Genomic DNA, 22,672 nt, shown 5'->3' with positions numbered 1-22,672 from the left:
AGAATATTTCTCCTATTTTTTAAAAATAGATATATGTTCAAATTATATTCAATTATAACTAGTTATATTTAGTTATATTTAGTTATAATTAGATGTGTCAAAACGAAAGGGGATTTTTTTATGAATAAATTTACATTACGTTCGATTGGGGCACTTATACTTTCTTTCCTTCTTATATTTAGCGCTGCTTGTACAAGTGGAGAAAAGCATACAAAGTCAGCTGCTAAAGAGGATAAAACAGTTGAACTGACTATCTCAGCTGCTGCAAGCTTACAAGATGCATTAAAAGAAATTGAAAAACAATATAAAGAAAAAGAACCAAATATTAAACTTTCTTTTAACTTCGGTGCTTCTGGAGCACTTCAACAACAAATTGAACAAGGTGCACCTGCTGATTTATTCTTCTCTGCTGCAGAAGATAAATTCCAAATCCTTGTAAAAAAAGGATTCATTAATGAAAAAGAAGGGAAAAATCTTCTTGGAAATGAACTAGTTCTAGTCATCCCTAAAGATAGTTCTCTTACAAAATTTCAAGATTTAAAAGATGAGAAAATCAAAAAAATCGCACTTGGTACACCTGAATCTGTACCTGCTGGCAAATATGCAAAGGCCTCTCTAACACACGAAAACCTTTGGAATGATGTTCAAAATAAAGTCGTATTTACAAAAGATGTTCGCCAAGTGTTAACATATGTAGAAACAGGGAATGTCGATGCTGGTATCGTATACAAAACAGATGCTCTCATTTCAGATAAAGTAAAGATTGGTGAGACAGCAGCAGCTACTTCTCATGAGCCAATCCACTATCCTTTAGGTGTTATAAAAGAATCTAAACATAAGAAAGAGGCGAATTCATTTTATGAGTATTTGCAGTCAAAAGATGCCCAATCTATCTTTAAGAAATATGGATTTACAGTCCTGTCGTAATTACTATGAGCATTGATGCTATTATATCGCCTGTCTTTCTATCTTTAAGAGTAGCTGCGTGTGCCACTATTCTCGTTACAATTTTAGGGACGATTGTCGGACGAGCACTAGCTCGCTCCTCATGGCGATATAAAGTACTATTAGAAACCATATTTTTATTACCAATGGTACTTCCACCAACTGTTATCGGCTTCTTTCTCATTATCATCTTTGGAAACAACAGCCCGATCGGAAGGTGGGTTGAATCATTATTTCAGCAGTCTATTATGTTCACATCTACCGCTGCGATCATCGCTTCTACAGTTGTTGCATTTCCACTTATGTACCAATCAGCGAAAACGGGATTTTCTATCGCAAATGTACAAATTGAAGAAAGTGCTCGTGACCTTGGCGCAAGTGAATATCAAGTTTTTCTGCACGTTACACTTCCGCTCGCATTTCCTGCATTACTAAGCGGGATGATTTTGAGCTTTGTCCGCGCGCTCGGTGAGTTTGGTGCTACACTCATGTTTGCCGGGAATATCCCTGGTAAAACACAGACAATCCCGACTGCAATTTACATGGCCATTGACGCAAGTAATATGCAACTCGCCTGGACACTTGTGGTTATCACTATTAGTATGTCACTCCTATTTCTGCTATGTATTCAGCTTATTAACAAAAGAATTACTAACCCTTAAAGCAGCTTTTTTGGAAGCTGCTTCTTTATTTCTTAGGAAATAAAATATACCACCGGGAAATAACTGAATTTTACCTCTTATTTAAATATACATTTTATTTGAATTCACTTTCTAAAATAGGCAATTTCCTGTTATTATATGGAGGTGTTTCAAAAAATGAAGAAATGAAAACGCATTTATATCATGAATTCTTCATCCTGTTTTAGCGATCGGTAATCTTCTACTCTATTAGTGGGGCATTACCGATCGTTAGAACGATATGTAACTATATTGGTATAGCAAACCGAAGGGAGTCTTGTAATGGACATTTTATTAGCGCTTCTTCCTGCAATTGCATGGGGAAACATCTTATTAGTAAGCGTAAAAATGGGCGGTGGTGCATATAGCCAAACGGTAGGTATGACAATCGGTGCTCTATTCTTCGCAACAATTATGTATGTATTTACTCAACCAGCTTTAACAATGACAGTCTTAATTGTTGGATTTATTTCAGGTTTATTCTGGGCTTTAGGACAAGTAAACCAATTAAAAACAGTTGAAAAACTAGGTGTTTCAACTACCGTAACAATTTCTACTGGTATGCAACTTGTTGCAACTTCTATCTTTGGGGTTATCGCTTTCCGTGAGTGGACTACTACTACAACGATTATTCTGGGAACGATTGCAATCCTATTAATCGTAGTTGGTGTTGTATTCACATCACTAGATGATAAAGAAAATGCTCAGCCACCAGGACAATTGAAAAAAGGACTTCTTACTTTAATTGTTTCTACTTTCGGCTATCTTGTATATGTAATTATTATTCGTTGGTATAATATCGATGGTTGGTCTGCTATTTTACCACAAGCAGTTGGTATGTTTGTTGGTGCGGTTGTACTGACATCTAAACATAAACCATTTAACAAATATGCAATCCGTAATGCTTTATCTGGTTTACTATGGGGAACTGGAAACTTATTCTTACTTCTTTCATTACCACGTGTTGGAGTAGCAACAAGCTTCCCATTATCTCAAACTGGAATCGTTATCTCAACATTCGGTGCGATTGTATTCTTAGGTGAAAAGAAAACAAAACGTCAATTGATCTTTATTGCACTAGGTAGTGTTTTAATTATCGGCGGCGCTGTATTACTTGGTATGACAAAAGCTTAATCTTATATTCTATTAGTAAACCCCTGAAGCATATATGCTTCAGGGGTTTTTTAATTCTAATTATTTTCTAGATATAATTATTTGTATGTTCTTGCCCCTTATAATTGCTCTTCCACTCTAGCAAACCAGCTACACATATAAAGAGATTAATAATAGCTAATATTAGCATGACGTATAAACCAGTAGAAATATAAATTACAATGCTAACTACGTTATATAAAATCCATAAATGCCAGTTTTCTAATATTTTTCGACTTAACATAAATTGAGCCACTAGTCCCAATACGGCATTTAAAGCGTCTAAATATGGACTTGTTGAATCTAAATAACGGACTTGATAATAACCCCAACCAATCCAAGCAACTAAAATAAAACTTATATAAAAAGTCCACCCTTTCAAATCTAAACGAACTGTTGCTTTTACTTCTCCCTCCCCACTTTGTGCAATCCAATAATACCAACCATATACATTAAATATAAATTGAAAAGCGGCTAATACTGCCATTGCATATAAACCTTGTGTAATAAAAATGTATAGAAATACCGCAACAGTAATCATGCCAAATAAAAAGTTGGATACTTTTTCTCTCGCTAATAACCAAACATTAATGATTCCCATAATTGATGCGAAAATTTCAATATAACTCGATTGAATATACAATCCAACTAATACACAAATAATACTAGAAACAAGTAAAAAAAGTGGACTTCTAACCATATTTATCTCTCCCTAGATGTGTAATAAATTCCCTATCACCAGTATAAGGAATAGCCCTTTCCTTTACCATGAATTTCCTCCTTCTCATTATCCATTCCATCTACGGTAAGTCTTTTCTTTTTACAAAATTCTCTTAAAGATGATATCGTTTTTATAACATATCTCTACTAGAAAGGAATAAAGGATATGCCTAACAAACATCGAATTTTATTTATTGGTGCTGGTCGTATGGCAGAAGCTATATTTTCCGGATTACTTAAAACAAGCAAAGAATACATCGAAGAAATTATCATCTCTAACCGAAGCAACGTAGAAAAGTTAGAACAATTACAAAGGCGATATAATGTGTCTATTACAACGGATTGGAAGCAGCATATTACATCTGTCGATACGGTTGTTTTAGCAATGCCACCTTCTGCTCATGAAGAATTATTAGCTGAGCTATCTCCGTTAATATCAAATCAACTTGTCGTAACAGTAGCAGCTGGCATTGGATCATCTTATTTAGAAGCTAGACTCCCAAAAGGCACACCTGTTGCTTGGATTATGCCTAATACAGCTGCTGAAATTGGAAAGTCTATCTCCTTATATACAATAGGACAATCAGTAACCGAGATGCATCAAGAAACCCTGCAACTGCTTTTAAGAGGTATTGGTACTTCGCAACTTTGTACTGAGGAAGAAGTTCATCAGCTTACTGCAGTTACTGGAAGTGCACCAGCCTTCCTTTATTACTTTGCTGAAAGCTTAATTGAAGCAACAAAAAGTTATGGAGTCGATGAAGAAACCGCAAAACATCTTGTCATTCAAATGATTTCTGGCTCTGCTTCTATGCTCGAGCAAACGCAAAATCCAGCTAACCTCCGCGAACAAGTAACAACGCCAGGTGGTTCTACAGCTGAGGGTCTCAAAACTTTATACGAATATAATTTTTCAGAGGCAATTCAAAAAGCAGTAGAAGCAACAAACAAAAAAGCTAGGGGGAAATAATATGATTTTAACAAGTTTAAAAGATTATACAACATTACATAACGGTGTAAAAATGCCTTGGTTTGGTTTAGGTGTTTTTAAAGTAGAAGATGGTTCAGAAGTAATTGATTCTGTAAAAGCAGCAATTAAAAATGGCTACCGCAGCATCGATACTGCAGCAATCTATCAAAATGAAGAAGGCGTTGGACAAGCGATTCGTGAATCCGGTGTTTCACGTGAAGAATTATTTATTACCTCAAAAGTATGGAATAGTGATCAAGGATATGAAACAACACTTCAAGCATTTGAAACTACATTAGAGAAATTAGGTCTAGAATATTTAGATTTATATTTAGTACATTGGCCTGTAAAAGGGAAATATACTGAATCATGGAAAGCATTAGAAAAACTTTATAAAGATGGCCGTGTTCGCGCTATCGGTGTGAGTAATTTCCACATTCACCACTTACAAGACGTATTTGAAATTGCTGAAATTAAGCCAATGGTCAACCAAGTGGAATATCACCCACGTTTAGCACAAGAAGAGCTACATGCATTCTGTAAAGAACATAATATCCAGCTTGAAGCTTGGTCACCATTAATGCAAGGACAACTACTAGATAATCCAACGTTACAAGAAATTGCGACAAAATATAATAAATCAACTGCGCAAATTATTTTACGCTGGGATTTACAAAACGAAGTTGTAACAATCCCTAAATCAATTAAAGAACATCGCATTATTGAAAATACAAACATCTTCGACTTTGAATTAAGTGCTGATGATATGAAAGCAATTCAAGCTTTAAATGAAGATCGTCGCGTTGGTCCAGATCCAGATAACTTTAACTTCTAGTAGAAAAACCACTGCCATATGCAGTGGTTTTTCTGTTTAAGAAAACTGAAAATTTAAACTATATTCCATTTGGTTGACACTTCATTATTCAAGGTGTAAGATTTTGAATTATCAAAGAAACACAAAAATTAATAAAATTTATTCGTTTACTCATTGTATCAAGAGAGGTGGAGGGACTGGCCCTTTGAAACCTCGGCAGCAGGTTCATTTTGAATACTGTGCCACTTCCTGCAAGCTTTATGCTTGAAAGATAGAATGAGGGACTTCGTTTATATACGGGTGCATAACTTGTACGTAAAAATCCCTCTTTCTCAATATGAAAAGAGGGATTTTTTATTTTTCATTTCCCTCATCATCATCCAAACTTAATTATTTAGGAGGAAAATCAAATGAAAAAGAAGTTTGTACCCGGTATTGCATCAGTTGTAGGAGTAAGTATTTTATTAACTGGTTGCGGTAGTTATAAAAACGAAGCAAGCGGAGCAAATGCAAAAGACGAGGCACCTAGTAAACAGGTTTTAAACTTATCTTCACCTACTGAAATACGAACAATGGATACGGCTCGTGCTACAGATACTGATTCTGGTCAAGTAATGAGAAACGTATTTGAAGGTTTGTATAATCTTGGTGAAGGTAACAAACCTGTTCCTGGTGTTGCAAAATCTCATGAAGTAAGTGGCGATAAAACGAAATACACATTCCATTTGCGAGATTCAAAATGGTCAAACGGCACTCCTGTTACAGCGAAAGATTTTGTGTTCGCTTGGCAACGTGCCGTAGATCCAGCAACAGCCTCTGAATATGCATTTCTATTCTTTGATATTAAAAATGCAACAAAAATTAACAACAAAGAACTTCCAGCCGACCAACTTGGTGTAAAAGCAGTTGATGACCATACGTTTGAGGTAGAATTGGAGCGTCCTGTTCCGTATTTTATTAGCTTAACAGCGTTCCCAACATTTCTACCAATTAACGAGGAATTCTTTAAAGCACAAGGTGATAAGTACGCTTTAGAAGATAATACAATCTTGTACAATGGAGCTTTTACACTAAGCGATTGGAAGCACGAACAAAGCTTTAAATTTAAGAAGAACCCTACTTATTGGGATAAAGATACTGTCAAACTAGAAGAAATCAATTTTAACGTCGTAAAAGAAAAATCAACAGAAGTAAATTTATTCGAGTCAAAACAATTAGATCGTATAAAACTAACATCTGACTTCGTTGATAAATATAAAAAAGATGCTAACTTTAAAGAACGTCCAAATGTAGGCGTACAATTTTTACGCATGAATCAACAAAACAAAGTACTTCAAAACGTTTCTGCACGCCAAGCAATCGATCAAACAATTGATAGAAAATCCTTTGTAAATACGTTATTAAATGATGGCTCTACACCAACATTTGGTCTCGTTCCAAAAAACTTTGCAAAAGGACCTGAAGGAAAAGACTTCCGTACTGCAAACGGCGATTTAACAAAAGTTGATACAAAATCTGCACAAGAATTATGGAAAAATGCTAAACAAGAGCTTGGTTCTGAAAAGATAACATTAGAATTATTAACGAGTGATGCTGACCTTGATAAGAAAACTGGTGAATTCTTAAAAGGGCAACTAGAAAAGAATCTAGATGGATTAACAGTAAATATAAAACCGCAACCGCGTAAGCAACAAGTTTCGCTTTTATTAAAAGGTGACTACGAAATCGGAATTGACGGCTGGAGCCCTGACTTTGCGGATCCAATTACATTCCTTGAGCTATTTACAACGAATAACCCTTATAACTTAGATCATTACTCTAATAAGGAATTCGATGAAACAATAGCAAAAGTGAAAACAACTTTAGCTGGTGATGAAAAAGCTCGCTGGGAAGCATTACTAGAATCCGAGAAAATATTATTTAAAGACTCTGTTATCGCTCCTCTTTACCAAAAAGGCGAATCTTATTTAGAACGTTCTTATGTGAAAGGAATTGTGCAAGTAGACTTTGCGGGTCAATTAAACTTCAAGTGGGCAAAAATTGAAAAATAAAGTAAAACCGTAATAAGTGGGGGTTCTTCATCCCCACTTATTATTAGCCCACACCAATTGTTTTTTTAGCAAAATATATTAAAAGTAGGTTCTCTCACACAAAAGAATCTACTTTTTTAATATATTATTCTAAGAAATTAACATTCTATTTTTATTATTGACATATAGTTCTTTCCAGTGTTAATATTCTAAATAATCAAAGAAACAAAATATTTCACCATCAAAATATAATGTCTACTAAGTTGAAACATATAACGATAGATTATAGCTCAACATGTATATACATATAGAACACCTGATTACCTATAAACAAATATTTATAATAGGTTCTATCTCCTTCTATAGCTACTTCAAGACATGGACATTATGACGTTACGAACAACACATTTAGGGAGGAATGAACAATGAAGAAAAAAGTTGTACCTGTTGTTGCATCTGTTTTAGGGGCAAGTCTATTACTAACTGCTTGCGGGGGAAATAAAGATAATGCCGGCGGAGCGAAAGCAAACGATAAAGTACCTGATAAACAAGCGATTAACTTATCATTCGCTTCAGAAATTCCAACAATGGATGTTGCAAAAGCAACGGATGGGGAATCCATGAATGTAATGCGCAATGTTTTTGAAGGCTTATATGCAATGGGAGAAGATAATAAACCGATTCCTGGTGTTGCTGAGTCGGTTGACATTAGTCCCGATAAAACAAAATATACATTCCATCTGCGTGATTCAAAATGGTCAAACGGTACTCCTGTTACAGCAAAGGACTTCGTCTTTGCTTGGCAACGTGCCGTAAATCCTGATACAGCAGCTGAATACGCATTCTTATTCTTCGATGTACAGAATGCGAAACAAATAAACCAAAAACAATTACCAATTGATCAACTAGGGGTCAAAGCTGTTGATGACAAAACGTTAGAAGTACAACTAGACCGTCCTGTTCCTTACTTCTTAAGCTTAACGACATTCTCAACATTCTTGCCAATTAATGAAGAGTACTTAAAGTCTCAGGGCGATAAATACGGTTTAGAAACAAATCATTTAATTTACAACGGTGCTTTCACATTAGATAACTGGAAACACGAACAAAGTTTCCAATTGAAGAAAAACCCTAACTATTGGGATGCTAAAACGGTAAAATTAGAAGAAATCAACTTCAATGTCGTTAAAGATAAGTCTACAGAAGTGAACTTATATGATTCAGGACAAATTGATCGCGTTGCTTTAACTGCAGAGTTTGTTGATAAATATAAGAGCGATCCAAACTTCAAGGAACGCGCTGAAGTCGGCATTCAATTCTTACGACTAAATCAGAAAAATGAAACATTAAAAAATCAACATGCACGCCTTGCTATTAACGGCGCAATGAATAAAAAGGCTTACGTAGAAACAATTTTAAATAACGGTGCTATTCCAGCTGAAGGAATGGTTCCTGCGAAATTTGCAAAGAGTCCAGAAGGCAATGACTTCCGTAAAGAAAATGGAAATCTAGTCAAGGATGATGTGAAAACAGCGAAAGAAAACTGGAAAAAAGCAAAACAAGAACTTGGTACTGACAAAGTAACAATCGAACTATTAACAAGTGACAATGCTTTAGCTAAAAAGACTGGTGAATATTTAAAAGGTGAATTAGAAAAAAACCTAGATGGATTAACAGTGAATTTAAAACCACAACCACGTAAACAACAGTTGAAACTACTATTAAGTGGTGACTATGAAATTGGTATTGACGGCTGGGGCCCTGACTTCGCTGATCCAATTACATTCTTAGATTTATTTACAACAGATAGTGCTTATAACTTCGATAAATACTCTAACAAAGAGTACGATGAGCTAATTCATAAAGTGAAAACAGATTTAGCTGGCGATGAAAAAGCACGCTTTGAAGCAATGAAGCAAGCTGAAAAAATTCTATTACAAGACGGCGCTGTCGCTCCTTTATACCAACAAGGTCGTTCTTACTTACAACGCTCTTTCATTAAAGGACTTGTAACGACTGACTTCGGCGGTGAATTTAACTACAAGTGGACAGAAGTTGCAAAATAACAAAAGTAAAAAGGTATCCTACGAAGGATACCTTTTTACTTTTATACAACTTTAACTACAGAGCTTCTTCTTCCCTTTATCATTCCTTTTATAGCTAAAGTCTTCACTGCTACTAATTGTGTAACCAATACAATAACTAATAATGAAATAATATTTCTCTCTAAACTAACTCCTCCGAATATTATTGTATAATAGCCATTTGCTGCATATGTTACTTGAAATGGTTTGATACGTTTTAGAAAGCATTTCAGTACCTCCCTCACAACTTCAATTTACCATATACATACAAATCATTTTTGATTTAAATTGCGGATGAGCCCTTGTGACTGCAGGATAATAATTTATTTTCAACACATACATAATTACATGTTTTTGGGAAAAACTTGTATAGAACGAATTTACATAAGGAGGAATTTATAATGAGAATTCTACTATCAGTTTTATTAGCTCTTATGCTAGTACCTGCATTAACAGGATGTAAAGCGCCTGCAAAAGAAGACACAACTTCTAATAAAAAGACGACTGAAGAAGCAAAAAATGAGGCTCCTGCAGATTTAAAACTAAACTTTAATGAATTTAGTTTAGATGCAGACTATCAAGATACGAAGAAAGACTACGAAGCTGATTATAAAAATGTAGCCGCTGATAAGAAAATGGAAGCAAAGCTTGAAGACCATAAAACAAATGCAAAGTTTACAGGTGACGAGGCTATTACAAAATTAAGCCCACTTCTACAAGAATTAAAATTTGATAAAGATACTGCTGACCAAGAAGTAATCGATCAAGTAGTGAACGTGTTCAAACTTGATAAAGACTACCAAAAATTCGATTTAGAAGTTATCTTCTCTGATGGAACGAAAAAAGAATATAAAAGAGAAATAAAATAAAGAAGTAGGCAATTGCCTACTTCTTTATTTTTTAATTTTTGCGTATCTTAGTTCTGGACTAGAACCGATAATGAACTGAACACCAGATACTGATGGTTTTTGTAAATATGAAGCACTTGGGAAAATAATTGGGATTAATGGTGAATCTGTAAACATAATATCTTCCGCTTTATGCAATAAGTCAAAACGCTTATCTTCGTTTTGTTCAACTTTTGCTTCTTTTACTAAAGCGTCAAATTCTTTATTATGCCATTTTGCATAGTTATTCGGACCATCACCTGCATATAAATCTAGTTTAGTAATTGGATCTAATAAAGAGCCGCCCCATCCCATATAAGCTAATTGGAAATCACTTTGCTTGTATGTGTCGATGTAACTCTTCCACTCTTTATTTTCTAATTTAATATCTACGCCAAGATTTTTCTTAAACATTTCTTGCATTGCTTCTGCTACTTTTTTATGTTGTGTATCTGTAGTGAATTTTAATGTTACTTCAGGTAATGTAGACCACCCTTGTTCTTTCATACCTTCTTCTAATAATTTTTTCGCTTCTGATGGATCAAATTTAACGTAATCACCTTTTTCTTTACGGAAATCACGACCACTTTGTGTTTTTGCTCCTTCTGGAACGAATGCATATGCTTCTTGCGCATTATTTTTATACAGTTTTTCAACGATAAATTTACGATCAACCGCTAATGAAAATGCTTTACGTACTTTCGCATTTGTAAACGGCTCTTTTTCTACGTTAAACGAATAAATATAAGATGAGAATCCTGCAACACGCTTATATTCTTTATTTCCTTTTTCTTTTTCAATCATCTCTTGTGGTAAACCACTTAGTAAATCTAATTCTTTTGATTTAAATAATTGATACGCTGTTTTAGAGTCTGGAATAATACGAAACTCAATTTCTTTTAATGTTACCTTTTTATCGTAGTATTCTTTATTTTTTTGTACTGTAATAGCCTGGTTATGCTTCCATTCTTTTAATGTGAATGGTCCGTTCGTAATTAACTCTTTTGGATCTGTTTTTAATTTATTATTATCATCAATTGATTTTTTAGATAATGGAATGAATAATGAACTTGCCAATTTTTGTTTAATAGAAGACACTGGGTGCTCAAGTGTTACCTTTAATGTTTGAGGATCAATGACTTGAATGCCAACTTGTCCTTCTTCACCTTTTCCAGTATTGTATGCCTCTGCCCCTTTAATAAAATACATTTCTGTTGCATTCATAGAACCCGTTTTCGGATTTAATAATCGCTTCCATGCAAATTCAAAATCATTTGCTGTAATAGCAGAACCATCTGACCATTTAATATCTTTCTTTAAATGAATTGTATACTCAGTTCCATCAGCATTTACTTCTTCTTTCTCTGCTAATTCATTTTGATATTTCCCATCACTATCTTGCGTATATAAGCTTGAGAATAAATGTCCAATTACATAACCTGAAGTACTATCTGTCGCAATAGCGGAATCAAGTGTATATGGATCGCTACCAATATTCGTTACTAATCGATCTCCTTCTCCCTTACCAGCACTCGCCTTTTGCGTCTCTTTCTTACCGCAAGCGACAGAAGTAATTGCTAAAACAGTCATAATGACAAACAGTAAAAACTTCTTCATCCTACATTCTCCTTTAACCCGAAATTTTTGGTGTTGATGCTAACAATGTTTTTGTATAAGAATGTTGTGGATTACGGAAGACTTCGTCCGTATTTCCAAATTCAACAAGTTCTCCTTTGTATAAGACAGCTACTTTTTCACATAAATAGTGAACCATCGGTAAATCGTGCGCGATGAATAAATATGTATAACCTTGTTCTTTTTGGATTTTTTGCAGCAGATGTACAATTTGAATTTGCAATGAAACATCTAATGCTGAAATTGGTTCATCAAGAATTAATACTTCTGGCTCACACAATAACGCTCTTGCAATAGCAATTCGTTGACGTTGTCCTCCGCTAAATTCGTGCGGATAGCGATCAATATATCGTCTATCTAATCCCACACGTTCTAGCGCATCACCTGCTACTTTATCCTTTAATCCTTTATCACCTAAACCGAATGAAATATAACCTTCCGTTACGCTATCGTGTACTTTCCAGCGCGGATTTAATGCTGCTGTGGAATCTTGAAAAATAAACTGTACTTTCTGTAAGAAATCACGTTTATGAGCTGCCTTCAACTTGTGAACGACTTGACCGTTATAATCAATTTCACCAGACGTTGGGCTCTCAATCCCAGCTATGAGCTTACCAAGTGTTGTTTTTCCTGAACCACTTTCACCAATAATGCCAAGTGTTGTTCCTTTCGGAATAGAAAGTGATATGTCTTTTAACGCTGTGATTTCTTTACTTTTACTTCCATACGTTTTCGTTACTTGCTTTATAGTAATTAAATCTGTCGTCATGAGGCATTCACCTTCTCTTTTGATTTCGCTTTATTATGCTCTAGAACATGTTGCCAACAATGTGAACTATGCTCCTTAGAATATGTGGTTCTCTCTGGAAAACGATGAATACATTCTTTTATCGCTACTGGACAACGATTTACAAAAGGACAACCAAAGCTATTTAATGTTTCAATGGAAGGTGTCGTTCCTTCTATAGCACGTAATACCTTTTCGGAATCATCCATATTCGGAATTGCTTGTAATAAACTTTTCGTATATGGATGTTTAGGAGAACCTATTACCTCCTGTATCGTTCCTTTTTCAACGACACGTCCCCCGTACATAACAACTACTCGATCAGCTACTTCACGTACAAGTGCCAAATCATGTGTAATTAATAAAATACTCGTATTTTGTTTTTCTTTTCTTTCTTTTAATAGCCCCATAATTTGTTTCTGAATCGTTACATCTAACGCTGTTGTCGGCTCGTCTGCAATTACAAGCTTTGGATGACAAGCAAACGCAATTGCTAAACAAATACGCTGCCTCATACCTCCGCTTAATTGATGTGGGTACTGTTCAAAGCGTTTCTCTGCTTCATGTATCCCTAAATCTGTTAACAAGTTAATCGCAATTTCCTTTGCTTCTCTTTTCGATTTTTTCTCATGTTGCAAAACTACTTCTGTAATTTGTTTGCCTACCTTCATCGTTGGGTTTAAAGATGAAAGCGGATCTTGAAATATAAAGGAAATATCTTTTCCGCGAATTTGATTCCATTCTGACTCTTGTAAATTCGTTAATTCCTTTGCTTGGAAAGCTATATTCCCATCATCGATATGAATTGATTCTTGATTCAAGCCGATAATGGATTGTGCTGTGACACTTTTTCCCGAACCACTTTCTCCTACAAGTGCAACTATTTCACCTTCGTTAATAGAAAAGGAAACATGTTTCACAATCGCTTGCTTACTATTCTCTTTTTCAACGGCTAGCGTTACGTTTTCTAAAGATAAGATTTGTGCCATGTTTTTTCTCCTTTCGATTCCGTTTGACGATTTTTGGATCAATCGCATCTTGCAAACCATCACCAATTGCATTAAATGCGAACATAATGAGTGCAATCATGATTGCCGGGAAAAATAGCTGCCACCATTCTCCGCTCAATAATGTCCCGAGTGCATCATTCGTCATCGTCCCCCAACTTGCCGCTGGTGATTGTACTCCAAGTCCTATAAAGCTTAAAAATGATTCTGAAAAAATAGCTGCTGGAATTGTAAATGATAAATTCACGATAATAATCCCTGTTAAATTCGGAATTAAATGCCCATATATAATTTTCATATGTGATGTACCTAATCGCTCTGCTGCAATAACAAACTCTCGTTGTTTTAAAGACAATACTTGTGCTCGAATGAGGCGAGCCATTCCAATCCATCCCGTTAATGCAAGAGCGATAATAATGGTGAAAAGACCTGGTTTCATAACAATTAATAGTAAAATAACAATTAATAAATATGGGATGCCGTATAATACTTCAATTCCTCTTATAATCCACTCATCAATTAACGTTCCAAGGCGATTACGTCCTCTCACATATCCACTAAATCCACCAATCAGTACACCAAGACCTATATCGAGGGCAGCTGCTACTAATCCAACTGTTAGTGAAATCTTCCCACCAGCCCAAGTACGTGCCCAAATATCTCTCCCTAGATCATCTGTTCCAAACCAATGTTCACTACTCGGCGGTAAATTTGTTGCCTCTTTTACTTGTTCACTCGCAGTAAATGAAGTTAAACTTTCGCCAATAAGCGAGAAAACAATAATTAGCAATAACGTCACTGTTCCTAAAACTGCGATTGGATTCGATATAAACTTACGAAACACTTCTTTCTTTCTGCTAATTTTTTGCTGATCTTTATTTATCGTTAATTCTTTTTTCTCTTCTTTCGTTAATAACTGTTCATTAATCTCATAAGCACCCATTTAAATATCCCCCCTCCTTATGTAATAGAACGAATACGCGGATCAACAATGCGATGAATAATATCTGTAATGAAAATACAAGCAATTAATAATGCACTATAGAAAATCGTTGTTCCCATAATCACCGGATAGTCTCGGTTAAAAATACTATCTACAAAATATTTTCCTAGGCCAGGAATTGAAAAGATTTTTTCAATAACGAAAGTCCCTGTTAAGAGTCCAGCCATTAACGGTCCAACAAATGTAAGTACTGGAACAATCGCATTTCGAAGAGCGTGTCTTATAATAATCTTCTTAATTGGTATACCTTTTGCTCTTGCTAGCTTAATATAATCACTCTGCAGTACTTCGATCATATTAGAACGAACAAACCTTGTAATAACTGCGATTGGCCCTAACGCTAATGCAAAGGATGGCAATACCGTATGTTCGAATGTTCCCCAAGAGGCTACTGGTAAAAACTCAAATTGGATAGCGAATACTTGTATAAATAGTGGCGCTAAAATAAAACTTGGAATAGAAATACCTAAAATTGCGAGCAAACTCACACTATAGTCAATTACTCTCCCATGATAGAGAGCAGCAAATGTCCCTGCCGCAATTCCTACTAACAATGAAATAACAAGTGCTTGTAGACCAATAATTGCTGATGGACCAAAGCCAGTTGTTATAATTTCTGATACACCTTGCCCGGTTGATTGAACAGATTCACCAAAATCAAAATGAACTACACCGTCTAAATAAGCAACATATTGATTCCATAACGGTTCATCAAGGTGATACTTCGCTCTCATGTTTTGGATCACTTCTTCAGGAAAGATTTTTGCATCTGATGAAAATGGATCTCCCGGAATAATATGCATAATTAGAAATGTCACTGTCGTAATAACCCATAGTGTAAACACCATAACCGATAATTTTTTAATTACATACACTTCAATAACCCCCTAAACACATGAATTTACTTTGTTTTATGGATGTACTTTTTCCATTACTTCCTTTTCTCTTTTTAGAATACAAAAAGCCTTGATCTTTAAAAATAAGATCAAGGCTTAACAAACAAAGGCCCATCACTTATCTTTCAAGACTTGCTTGCTGGAATTAGCACGGTGTTCCTATTACAGAACCCGCTGCTGAGGTGTCATAGGGCCAGTCCCTCTACCTCTCTGGATAAGTAAATTGCTATATTATTATTTGGTTCAAATTGTATATTTCGAATTATAATTCTGAAAAATTGAAAAGTCAATCGAATTGGATAAATTTAGAAAAATCAGTTTTTAATTCTTTTATCGAAATTACAGTTTTCTGCTTATCATAACAAGAAATGATGTTAAAGGAGTTATAAGATGGATCCCTTACTTCTTGCTACTATAGGATTATCCTTAACTATCGTTATACTTGTCATCATCGGCTTCTATAAACTCTTTATTAAAAAGAAACGTATCACTTCTTTCTTATACCCCTTTCGATAATATTACCGGGCAAACTATTTCCGAATTTCACGAAGAACAGAAAATATTAGTATCTGAGGATGAAGACGGAGATGGTAAGAAGAAAAAATAACCTTGCACAGGCAAGGTTATTTTTTCGTTTCTGCTTGAAAACGTTTATAGTATGTCGATGCTGTTGCAAAATTAATTTCTATATCACGAATCAACGATGAATCTTCTTCTTTAGCTAACTTCTGTAATTTTTTCATCGCTTGTTCTGATTCATTCAAGAAACCAACATATACCTCATGTTCTTGCTCTTTCGACTTCGGAACACGAATTTCTTTACGTATATGATCAATATCTTCTAACATGCTCGTTGTTACCTTTTGCACGTCTTCTTTATATGTAGCATTCGTTATTTCCTTACCGCCCTTTTCTTTTGCCACTTCAAATAACTGGAGTGCTTTATTAATTTCTTTATTCATTTTTATATCGTATTTTTCATGTACTGCAAGGTATTCTTTCATCTCTTCTGTTTGTTCAGTAGATTGCTCTACCTTTTCTTTCGGTTCTTTCGTATCTTTATTTCCATTACATCCTGCTAGAAGGATCATACTTCCCATTACAGCAATACCCAAAACCTTCTTCATCTCTTCTTCTCCTTTTATCTACAGCTATTACTCGTTATAGTTTCTTTTATCTCCACTTGTTATTATACCGAGAACTCCCTACTTTTTACACTTAAGACGACATCGTAATATATATACCAACATGTTTGTCACAGTATCGTCACTTTATACAAATAACTTTTGCAATGCTTTACTACATCACCTTACAAAACTGTAAGCACACATAAAGAACAAACCATGCTAGACTTACATATGCATAACGCAAACATATGTAAGGTTTTAAGGAGAATCATCTATGTACAACACAATGCCTTTTATGGGAGAAGATATTCGTGTCCTTATTCGCGAAAAATCACTTCATATCGAAAATACAGAGAGCCTTCGCCGCGTATTAAAGAAGAAGCATGCTCCATTTAAGTTAGCTCAATATTTAAAACAACAACATACAAATCAATTTCATACCGTGCTAAATATATCGGATAAATCATTAACAATCGAAATCATCGGTCATGTCTACATTGGAAACTTTGCAGATACCTTAAAGGAAATCCCACGTATACCGAAGATTGCTCCTATTATCGTTAAAAAAGCGTATAAAATTACTGACCATACCGATATTATCGACTGTGGGGAAAAAGAAGTCGATAGTAATCGCTGGGTGTGGGATAAACTTGCTGTTTTATATGATACGATCATGAATAATATGTATGAGGTATTTCAAAGAAATGAAAAAAAGAACTGATTCAAACATTCCCTTTGAATCAGTTCTTTTTTGTTAAGCCTCTAAATTTTGTCTTTGTTGCAGTTCAAACTGCTTCTCACTTCTTCTGGCCATAAATAGATAACATAATACTGCTCCTACTTCACAAAGCGCAATAACAACACCCATCGGTAACGCTGTATTACTCCCACCAATACCTACTAGCGGAGCGACAAGCGCTCCTGAAATGAACTGTAATAAGCCTAATAAAGCTGACGCTGTTCCTGCAGCTTGCTTCTGATTTCTCATCGCTAATGAGAACCCAGTTGTTGATACAACCCCGACACTTGATACAACAAGGAATAACGAACATAAAACACCGATTAAACCTATTCCTAGTACGATTGTCAGTAGTAAAGATAGGCCACCAACAGCTGCGATAATAATACCAGCAACAAATAATGTCTTCTCATTCACTTTCCCCGCTAAACGACCCGTTACCTGACTAGCAATAATAATACCGATGCCGTTAATCGCAAAGAATAAACTAAATTGCTGTGGTGATGCTCCGTATATGTTCTGCAACACAAATGGTGAGCCCGAAATGTATGCAAACATTGCCGCTGTTACTAATCCTTGTGACAATGCATATCCCATAAACAGACGGTCCTTTAACAATTTTCCGTACGTCGCCAAAGTCCCTGACAAACCACCCGTTTCTCTTTCTTCAGGAGGTAATGTTTCACGCAATACAAAAGTAGCTGAGATTAACATGAATACGCTAATTGCTCCAAGAACGATGAAAACACCGCGCCACGTTGTGAACTGTAATAATTGCCCCCCAATAATCGGTGCCAAAATAGGTGCTGCTCCGTTTACTAACATAAGCAGTGAGAAAAACTTCGTCATTTCAGAACCTGAGTACATATCACGTACCATTGCACGTGATATAACAATCCCGGCTGATCCTGAAGCTCCTTGTAGGAAGCGCAATAATACTAATGTCCAAATAGATGGCGCAACAGCACAAAGTAAAGAAGAAGCAACATAAATAATAAGAGCAATAATAAGTGGTTTGCGTCTTCCGTAAATATCGCTAATTGAGCCAACAAATAATTGTCCTACTGACAGCCCAAGCAAACAAGCTGTTAATGTAAGCTGCGCTAGGGATGCACCTGTTTGCAAATCATCCGTTAACTTCGGTAATGAAGGCAAATACATATCAATAGATAATGGCCCAATCGCCGTAAGTGTTCCTAATACAAGAATCATCCATAACCTGTTTGCCTTTACAGGTTTGTATATTTCGTGATTAACTTCATTCACTTTTTCAATTCACCCTTTCCTATACACACGGAATCGTAACAATTATAGTTACATCATAAACATACGTCAAGTACAGCGCATTTTCCTCTTTCATAATGTAAAAAAAAGCGATAGAAATTCTATCGCTTTACTTTTTCACATTGCTATTCGTAAATTTAGATACCGAGGCCATCGTCTCTCCTGTATCTAAATATGTAATTTGAATTGGGTCTCCTACTTCTGTAAACATAGCATACGGGAATTTCTTCACTGGTATCATAAATACCTTTTGTTCATTCTCTAAAAGTACGTACACGATTGTATTTTCACCTGATTTCTCTTTATATACACGTTGTACAATACCTTCTTTTTGCGCTTCTTTTCCTGTTGAGGTTGGTCTAAAGGTATCACCATTACCGCTCATTACGTTTTTATAATTCTCAAGCGCTTCTTTCTGCGTCGAACCTGTCGCAAATATTTTTGCATTAGCAGCATATACAACTGTATGTGCACGTACTAGGCCTCCGTCATCAACAACCGGAATAATCCAAGCTGGTTTTCCGTATACGTTATAAATGACAGGCATTGTCCCATGCCATTTCTCTCTCTTAAAGGAATTATCCACTACTTCTGTAGCTGCTGAACCATCCATAATCCCCTTCACTTCTTTTCCATTATAGTAATATAGCTTGCCTGTGCGTGCATCTACTAATGAATAGCCTAGGGCTGAATCTACTCCTTCTTTTGGAGAAGTAAAGTCTGTAAAATAATACAGTGTTCCATCTTTACCAAAGATCGGGGTCACGCCTTCTTTCGTTCCCCACTCAGTCGGAATTTTCATATCTGTTTGTGAGAATTTCGTATTCCAAAATCCGTGAATATATTTACCAAAGTACGTATTTAACGTAGATGCAGTCTCATGATTTAATACACCATCAACAAATTTAGGTGCCTTTCCTTTATCATATCTTTTCACTTCACCTGTTTGTGCATCTACTACGACAACACCTTCTACCTCAAATCCAGATCTTCCTGAAATAAATTCACCATACGTCATTGTATAATATGGTTTTCCTTTATCATCAACCTCAAATTTAGGTTTTCCTTTAAAGATTAAATTTGGTTCTGCTTGCCTTACCACACGCTCTAAATTATTACCAAAAAACATGCTTGGCACATATTTCATTTTATAACCGAGGTGCAGTTTCGCTTCCGCATCAGGATTCGTACCTGACATCGTTACATACCCTGGAATTGTCTCAGCTTTACGCGCTTTAAAAAATCCTGAAACTTCAATCGGCGCTACATATAAAGCTTCGCCGTTTACCATTTGTGGCGTTAATTCTCCTAGCTCAAAATAAGCTACTTTCGGAATATCACCAAATACTTTTTTCATCTTATTCTCCGCTGTCTTTGGCGGCACTGTAAACGGCTGATCATTTTCAGTAAATGGCTCTGAAATATCTTTCTCTATCTTAACAACAGAATCATATTTCTTTTGCGAGATTACTATATCGTGCAAATAACCAAAGTAGCCGTAACTTGCGAGTAAAATAAACATTAGAAGTCCTTTTAATGTACCTTCTAATTTCCCTATTTGATCTTGTGAAAATAAAACAAGCCCAATTAAAATTGCTACTGCAACAGAATAATGAGTAAGAATCGAGTCTACTCGATCATCAATTAGCCAAAAGTATTCATAGATTGCAATACCTATCCAAAATAAAACAGGAATAACTAAAATAGATGATTTCTTACCCTTTACAACCTTCTTATCTCCCTTCTTATCCACTGCTCGAAGCTTACTACTACTTCTTGTCCATGGAATCAAAAACAAAGTAAGAATAGCTAAAACTACAAATTTCATCAAAGGCACTGTCCCCTTTTCTTTTGTATTCCCTTTTAGTATAACAAATAAAGGGTATTAAGGTGAAAATAGGAATAGTTATATTTTTTTACTACTTAATACAATCCCGCTCACTACATATAGAATAGATGCAATATAAAAAATTGTACCAATCGTAAAGAAATCTACTAAATATCCCGTGGCAATAACCGCTACTGCTCCGCCAATGGATGTCCACACATGGTATTTTCCAATCTCATAACCAGCCTTTTCCTGCGCAACCTTTCGTGCTAATGAAGTCTTCTCAGTATTACGCTGCACAGCACCTAAAACTCCCATTACAATTTGAAGAATATACACATGCCATACTTCCGTGGCAATCGGAAAGCAAAGCATTAAGATTGCCATGGACCAAGCGTATATGATTAATAATTTTTTATCACCTACTTGATCAGATACCTTTCCCACTAGTGGATATACAAGTGCTGATGTTAAAGCAAATAAGCCATACGCCCAGCCAAATTGCGAGAAGCTATTTCCAACGTTTCGAAGTAATAATATATAAAAAGGAAATACCATACTTCCTGCCATCATGATAATACTTTGCGAAGCCACAAATCTTCTATATGTCATTTCGTATACTCCCTATAAAATAAATTAACAAATCTCTCTTCTGAATCTACTTCCTTCTTTTTCTTGAGAAATTCTTCAATACGAGGATATGCCCTTTTTAACTGCTCTTTCGTTGGATAAGAATAGTACGGCAAATAGTAACTACCGTTATGCTTTAAAGTAACATCAATCATCTTCCGAATGACATCCTCTGTTTTCTTTATCTCACTCTCTGAGCGTCCCTGGTTAATCAAAAGAACCAGCGCAAACATATCATCTTTCGCATAGGACAAAACTGCATTTTCATTCTTTTCCACGTAACGAATCGTAATGTTGAGTAAATTAAACTCTTCTTCATTTAATGCGTTACGTAAATCATCTATATACTCCGTGAAAGCATCTATAGGCACAAAGTATTCTTGTAACACTTCGGTCCTATTTGGATTTTCATATTCCATAAAAGCACTATCTGATCTCATAACATTATTACGCGTCTCATACTTTCCATCTGTACGTTCAAAATAACCTCTTTGTATATCCCAAAATGTATTCTTTCCCCAATCACTATAACGTGATAACCCAAGTAAAAATTTAGGTGCAGCTATAATATTTTCTTCCTTTAATTCACTGTACTCTTCTCTCATATTTTGATTTTGTGCCAAAGTATAATCCGTCACATACATCTCTTTTAAAAATGAATTTGGAGCAACAGAAATACGCGCTAAGTGCATACGAACATTCTCATCTCTTTTCACTTTCTCTTTGAAATAAGATGCGTATTCTTTATAATCTATCATTCTCGTGTGCATTTCATATAATTCATCATCTGTTAACTTCAGCGTCACATCTAAAATAACTCCAAATAAACCGTAACCCCCAATGACATATGGAAATAACTCTGCATTTTCTTCTCTACTTACATTACGTATCGTACCATCTGCCATTAACAATCTAAATGAATCTACTGTATCAATTAGTGCCTCATGACGAATATCACGCCCATGTACATTTACACTTAATGAACCACCAACAGTAAAAATATTTTGAGACTGCATGACCTGTACCGCAAGGCCATATGGATTTATTTTCTTCTGAATATCATTCCACGTGACACCACTTTGAACTGTAATTCGCTTCTTCTCTGGATCAAATTCTAATATTTTATTATATCCTTTCATATCGAGCATCGTGCCATTCGGATAATATGTCTGTCCTCCTTGGCTATGTTGCATGCCTGCAATGGAAATTTTCTCTCCTGAAACTTTTGCATCTCGCACTAATTTTATTAACGAGTGCTCTTCCGTAGCACTTTCAACACGTTTTATTTTTGTCGGAAGCAATTTACCTACATCACTCATAATAGGATGATCAATTTGTTTTTTATACGTATGTACAGACGTTGCAAGCAAAACCGTATATGCGACAATGACCACTGCTATCTTTCTTTTTTTCAAAGGACACTCTCCTTATTAGCAACAAAAAGAGATACCCGT

The 22,672-nt window shown here is 35.4% G+C and carries 20 protein-coding genes, 2 pseudogenes and 2 riboswitches; of the genes and pseudogenes, 10 read left to right on the top strand and 12 right to left on the bottom strand.

Annotated elements, in window-relative coordinates; all coding sequences use genetic code 11:
• The first annotated feature begins 120 nt into the window (after positions 1-120).
• The 3 genes from modA to MHH27_RS01120 all read left to right on the top strand — a co-directional run bounded on the left by modA (position 121) and on the right by MHH27_RS01120 (position 2,759).
• Complete coding sequence (gene modA, locus MHH27_RS01130) at positions 121-927, top strand: molybdate ABC transporter substrate-binding protein (RefSeq protein ID WP_016513343.1); 807 nt, start codon at positions 121-123, stop codon at positions 925-927.
• A 5-nt stretch (positions 928-932) separates the two neighbouring features.
• Complete coding sequence (gene modB / locus MHH27_RS01125; RefSeq protein WP_002152004.1) at positions 933-1,607, top strand: molybdate ABC transporter permease subunit; 675 nt, start codon at positions 933-935, stop codon at positions 1,605-1,607.
• Between the two features lie 300 nt (positions 1,608-1,907).
• Positions 1,908-2,759, top strand: a complete 852-nt coding sequence (locus MHH27_RS01120; protein WP_000353546.1) for a GRP family sugar transporter — start codon at positions 1,908-1,910, stop codon at positions 2,757-2,759.
• A gap of 67 nt (positions 2,760-2,826) precedes the next feature.
• On the opposite strand, the gene pnuC is transcribed toward MHH27_RS01120, so the two are convergent.
• Complete coding sequence (gene pnuC, locus MHH27_RS01115) at positions 2,827-3,477, bottom strand: nicotinamide riboside transporter PnuC (protein ID WP_053565424.1); 651 nt, start codon at positions 3,475-3,477, stop codon at positions 2,827-2,829.
• Positions 3,478-3,663: 186 nt separating this feature from the next.
• Between pnuC and proC the strand changes: the two genes are divergently transcribed.
• From proC to MHH27_RS01095, 4 genes are all read left to right on the top strand, one after another.
• Positions 3,664-4,467, top strand: coding sequence for a pyrroline-5-carboxylate reductase (gene proC / locus MHH27_RS01110; RefSeq protein WP_090978577.1), 804 nt, complete (start codon positions 3,664-3,666; stop codon positions 4,465-4,467).
• Position 4,468: 1 nt separating this feature from the next.
• Positions 4,469-5,302 (top strand): aldo/keto reductase, encoded by an 834-nt coding sequence (locus tag MHH27_RS01105; RefSeq protein ID WP_097925009.1) that lies wholly within the window; start codon positions 4,469-4,471, stop codon positions 5,300-5,302.
• Between the two features lie 152 nt (positions 5,303-5,454).
• Positions 5,455-5,559, top strand: a riboswitch (SAM riboswitch).
• Positions 5,560-5,691: 132 nt separating this feature from the next.
• The gene (locus MHH27_RS01100) at positions 5,692-7,332 is read left to right on the top strand and encodes a peptide ABC transporter substrate-binding protein (protein WP_090978581.1); all 1,641 of its coding nucleotides are present in this window, start codon (positions 5,692-5,694) and stop codon (positions 7,330-7,332) included.
• Positions 7,333-7,736: 404 nt separating this feature from the next.
• Complete coding sequence (locus MHH27_RS01095) at positions 7,737-9,377, top strand: peptide ABC transporter substrate-binding protein (protein ID WP_000731063.1); 1,641 nt, start codon at positions 7,737-7,739, stop codon at positions 9,375-9,377.
• 41 nt (positions 9,378-9,418) lie between these two features.
• Here the strand turns inward: MHH27_RS01095 and MHH27_RS01090 are convergent.
• Positions 9,419-9,623: pseudogene (locus tag MHH27_RS01090) on the bottom strand (hypothetical protein).
• Positions 9,624-9,796: 173 nt separating this feature from the next.
• Between MHH27_RS01090 and MHH27_RS01085 the strand changes: the two are divergent.
• Positions 9,797-10,264, top strand: a complete 468-nt coding sequence (locus MHH27_RS01085) for a YusW family protein (RefSeq protein ID WP_098235936.1) — start codon at positions 9,797-9,799, stop codon at positions 10,262-10,264.
• A 24-nt stretch (positions 10,265-10,288) separates the two neighbouring features.
• On the opposite strand, the gene MHH27_RS01080 is transcribed toward MHH27_RS01085, so the two are convergent.
• Genes MHH27_RS01080 through MHH27_RS01060 form a run of 5 tightly spaced genes read right to left on the bottom strand, consistent with a single transcriptional unit; the run spans position 10,289 to position 15,589 of the window.
• The gene (locus MHH27_RS01080; protein WP_090978583.1) at positions 10,289-11,899 is read right to left on the bottom strand and encodes a peptide ABC transporter substrate-binding protein; all 1,611 of its coding nucleotides are present in this window, start codon (positions 11,897-11,899) and stop codon (positions 10,289-10,291) included.
• A 13-nt stretch (positions 11,900-11,912) separates the two neighbouring features.
• Complete coding sequence (locus MHH27_RS01075; protein ID WP_000205645.1) at positions 11,913-12,686, bottom strand: ABC transporter ATP-binding protein; 774 nt, start codon at positions 12,684-12,686, stop codon at positions 11,913-11,915.
• Positions 12,683-13,693: an ABC transporter ATP-binding protein gene (locus MHH27_RS01070; RefSeq protein WP_000057270.1), complete on the bottom strand. Its 1,011-nt coding sequence runs from the start codon at positions 13,691-13,693 to the stop codon at positions 12,683-12,685. Before MHH27_RS01070 ends, MHH27_RS01075 begins: the two co-directional genes overlap by 4 nt.
• Positions 13,650-14,654, bottom strand: a complete 1,005-nt coding sequence (locus tag MHH27_RS01065) for an ABC transporter permease (protein WP_000501531.1) — start codon at positions 14,652-14,654, stop codon at positions 13,650-13,652. The genes MHH27_RS01070 and MHH27_RS01065 overlap by 44 nt, the downstream gene beginning before the upstream one ends.
• Before the next feature lie 17 nt (positions 14,655-14,671).
• The gene (locus MHH27_RS01060) at positions 14,672-15,589 is read right to left on the bottom strand and encodes an ABC transporter permease (RefSeq protein ID WP_000289326.1); all 918 of its coding nucleotides are present in this window, start codon (positions 15,587-15,589) and stop codon (positions 14,672-14,674) included.
• A 136-nt stretch (positions 15,590-15,725) separates the two neighbouring features.
• A riboswitch (SAM riboswitch) is annotated at positions 15,726-15,831 on the bottom strand.
• A gap of 169 nt (positions 15,832-16,000) precedes the next feature.
• Between MHH27_RS01060 and MHH27_RS01055 the strand changes: the two are divergent.
• Positions 16,001-16,217: pseudogene (locus tag MHH27_RS01055) on the top strand (DUF3951 domain-containing protein).
• A 16-nt stretch (positions 16,218-16,233) separates the two neighbouring features.
• Here the strand turns inward: MHH27_RS01055 and MHH27_RS01050 are convergent.
• Positions 16,234-16,737, bottom strand: coding sequence for a hypothetical protein (locus MHH27_RS01050; protein WP_000756523.1), 504 nt, complete (start codon positions 16,735-16,737; stop codon positions 16,234-16,236).
• 274 nt (positions 16,738-17,011) lie between these two features.
• Here MHH27_RS01050 and MHH27_RS01045 point away from each other — a divergent pair, with 274 nt between their 5' ends.
• The gene (locus MHH27_RS01045; RefSeq protein ID WP_000282869.1) at positions 17,012-17,458 is read left to right on the top strand and encodes a hypothetical protein; all 447 of its coding nucleotides are present in this window, start codon (positions 17,012-17,014) and stop codon (positions 17,456-17,458) included.
• A gap of 33 nt (positions 17,459-17,491) precedes the next feature.
• Here the strand turns inward: MHH27_RS01045 and MHH27_RS01040 are convergent, their stop codons facing one another.
• From MHH27_RS01040 to MHH27_RS01025, 4 genes are all read right to left on the bottom strand, one after another.
• On the bottom strand, positions 17,492-18,751 hold the full coding sequence (locus tag MHH27_RS01040; protein WP_223266695.1) for a multidrug effflux MFS transporter: 1,260 nt from the start codon (positions 18,749-18,751) through the stop codon (positions 17,492-17,494).
• Positions 18,752-18,869: 118 nt separating this feature from the next.
• Complete coding sequence (locus MHH27_RS01035) at positions 18,870-20,588, bottom strand: DUF3981 domain-containing protein (RefSeq protein WP_069354754.1); 1,719 nt, start codon at positions 20,586-20,588, stop codon at positions 18,870-18,872.
• Positions 20,589-20,666: 78 nt separating this feature from the next.
• Complete coding sequence (locus MHH27_RS01030; protein ID WP_000222367.1) at positions 20,667-21,200, bottom strand: MFS transporter; 534 nt, start codon at positions 21,198-21,200, stop codon at positions 20,667-20,669.
• Positions 21,197-22,633: an FAD-binding oxidoreductase gene (locus MHH27_RS01025; RefSeq protein WP_141548247.1), complete on the bottom strand. Its 1,437-nt coding sequence runs from the start codon at positions 22,631-22,633 to the stop codon at positions 21,197-21,199. The genes MHH27_RS01030 and MHH27_RS01025 overlap by 4 nt, the downstream gene beginning before the upstream one ends.
• Between the last annotated feature and the right edge of the window lie 39 nt (positions 22,634-22,672).

Source organism: Bacillus sp. FSL L8-0152, assembly GCF_038006365.1.
Taxonomy (GTDB): Bacteria; Bacillota; Bacilli; order Bacillales; family Bacillaceae_G; genus Bacillus_A; species Bacillus_A cereus.
The sequence above is the reverse complement of the archived record's forward strand: the minus strand, read 5'-3'. Positions and strand labels throughout refer to the sequence as shown.

Bases quoted from the DNA above. Each gene is read 5' to 3' on its own strand.
- MHH27_RS01045 (WP_000282869.1), top strand. From the start codon at position 17,012: ATGTACAACACAATGCCTTTTATGGGAGAAGATATTCGTGTCCTTATT.
- MHH27_RS01075 (WP_000205645.1), bottom strand. From the start codon at position 12,686: ATGACGACAGATTTAATTACTATAAAGCAAGTAACGAAAACGTATGGA.
- proC (WP_090978577.1), top strand. From the start codon at position 3,664: ATGCCTAACAAACATCGAATTTTATTTATTGGTGCTGGTCGTATGGCA.
- MHH27_RS01070 (WP_000057270.1), bottom strand. From the start codon at position 13,693: ATGGCACAAATCTTATCTTTAGAAAACGTAACGCTAGCCGTTGAAAAA.
- MHH27_RS01050 (WP_000756523.1), bottom strand. From the start codon at position 16,737: ATGAAGAAGGTTTTGGGTATTGCTGTAATGGGAAGTATGATCCTTCTA.
- MHH27_RS01035 (WP_069354754.1), bottom strand. From the start codon at position 20,588: ATGAAATTTGTAGTTTTAGCTATTCTTACTTTGTTTTTGATTCCATGG.
- MHH27_RS01080 (WP_090978583.1), bottom strand. From the start codon at position 11,899: ATGAAGAAGTTTTTACTGTTTGTCATTATGACTGTTTTAGCAATTACT.
- pnuC (WP_053565424.1), bottom strand. From the start codon at position 3,477: ATGGTTAGAAGTCCACTTTTTTTACTTGTTTCTAGTATTATTTGTGTA.
- modA (WP_016513343.1), top strand. From the start codon at position 121: ATGAATAAATTTACATTACGTTCGATTGGGGCACTTATACTTTCTTTC.
- MHH27_RS01030 (WP_000222367.1), bottom strand. From the start codon at position 21,200: ATGACATATAGAAGATTTGTGGCTTCGCAAAGTATTATCATGATGGCA.
- modB (WP_002152004.1), top strand. From the start codon at position 933: ATGAGCATTGATGCTATTATATCGCCTGTCTTTCTATCTTTAAGAGTA.
- MHH27_RS01085 (WP_098235936.1), top strand. From the start codon at position 9,797: ATGAGAATTCTACTATCAGTTTTATTAGCTCTTATGCTAGTACCTGCA.
- MHH27_RS01065 (WP_000501531.1), bottom strand. From the start codon at position 14,654: ATGGGTGCTTATGAGATTAATGAACAGTTATTAACGAAAGAAGAGAAA.
- MHH27_RS01095 (WP_000731063.1), top strand. From the start codon at position 7,737: ATGAAGAAAAAAGTTGTACCTGTTGTTGCATCTGTTTTAGGGGCAAGT.
- MHH27_RS01100 (WP_090978581.1), top strand. From the start codon at position 5,692: ATGAAAAAGAAGTTTGTACCCGGTATTGCATCAGTTGTAGGAGTAAGT.
- MHH27_RS01120 (WP_000353546.1), top strand. From the start codon at position 1,908: ATGGACATTTTATTAGCGCTTCTTCCTGCAATTGCATGGGGAAACATC.
- MHH27_RS01105 (WP_097925009.1), top strand. From the start codon at position 4,469: ATGATTTTAACAAGTTTAAAAGATTATACAACATTACATAACGGTGTA.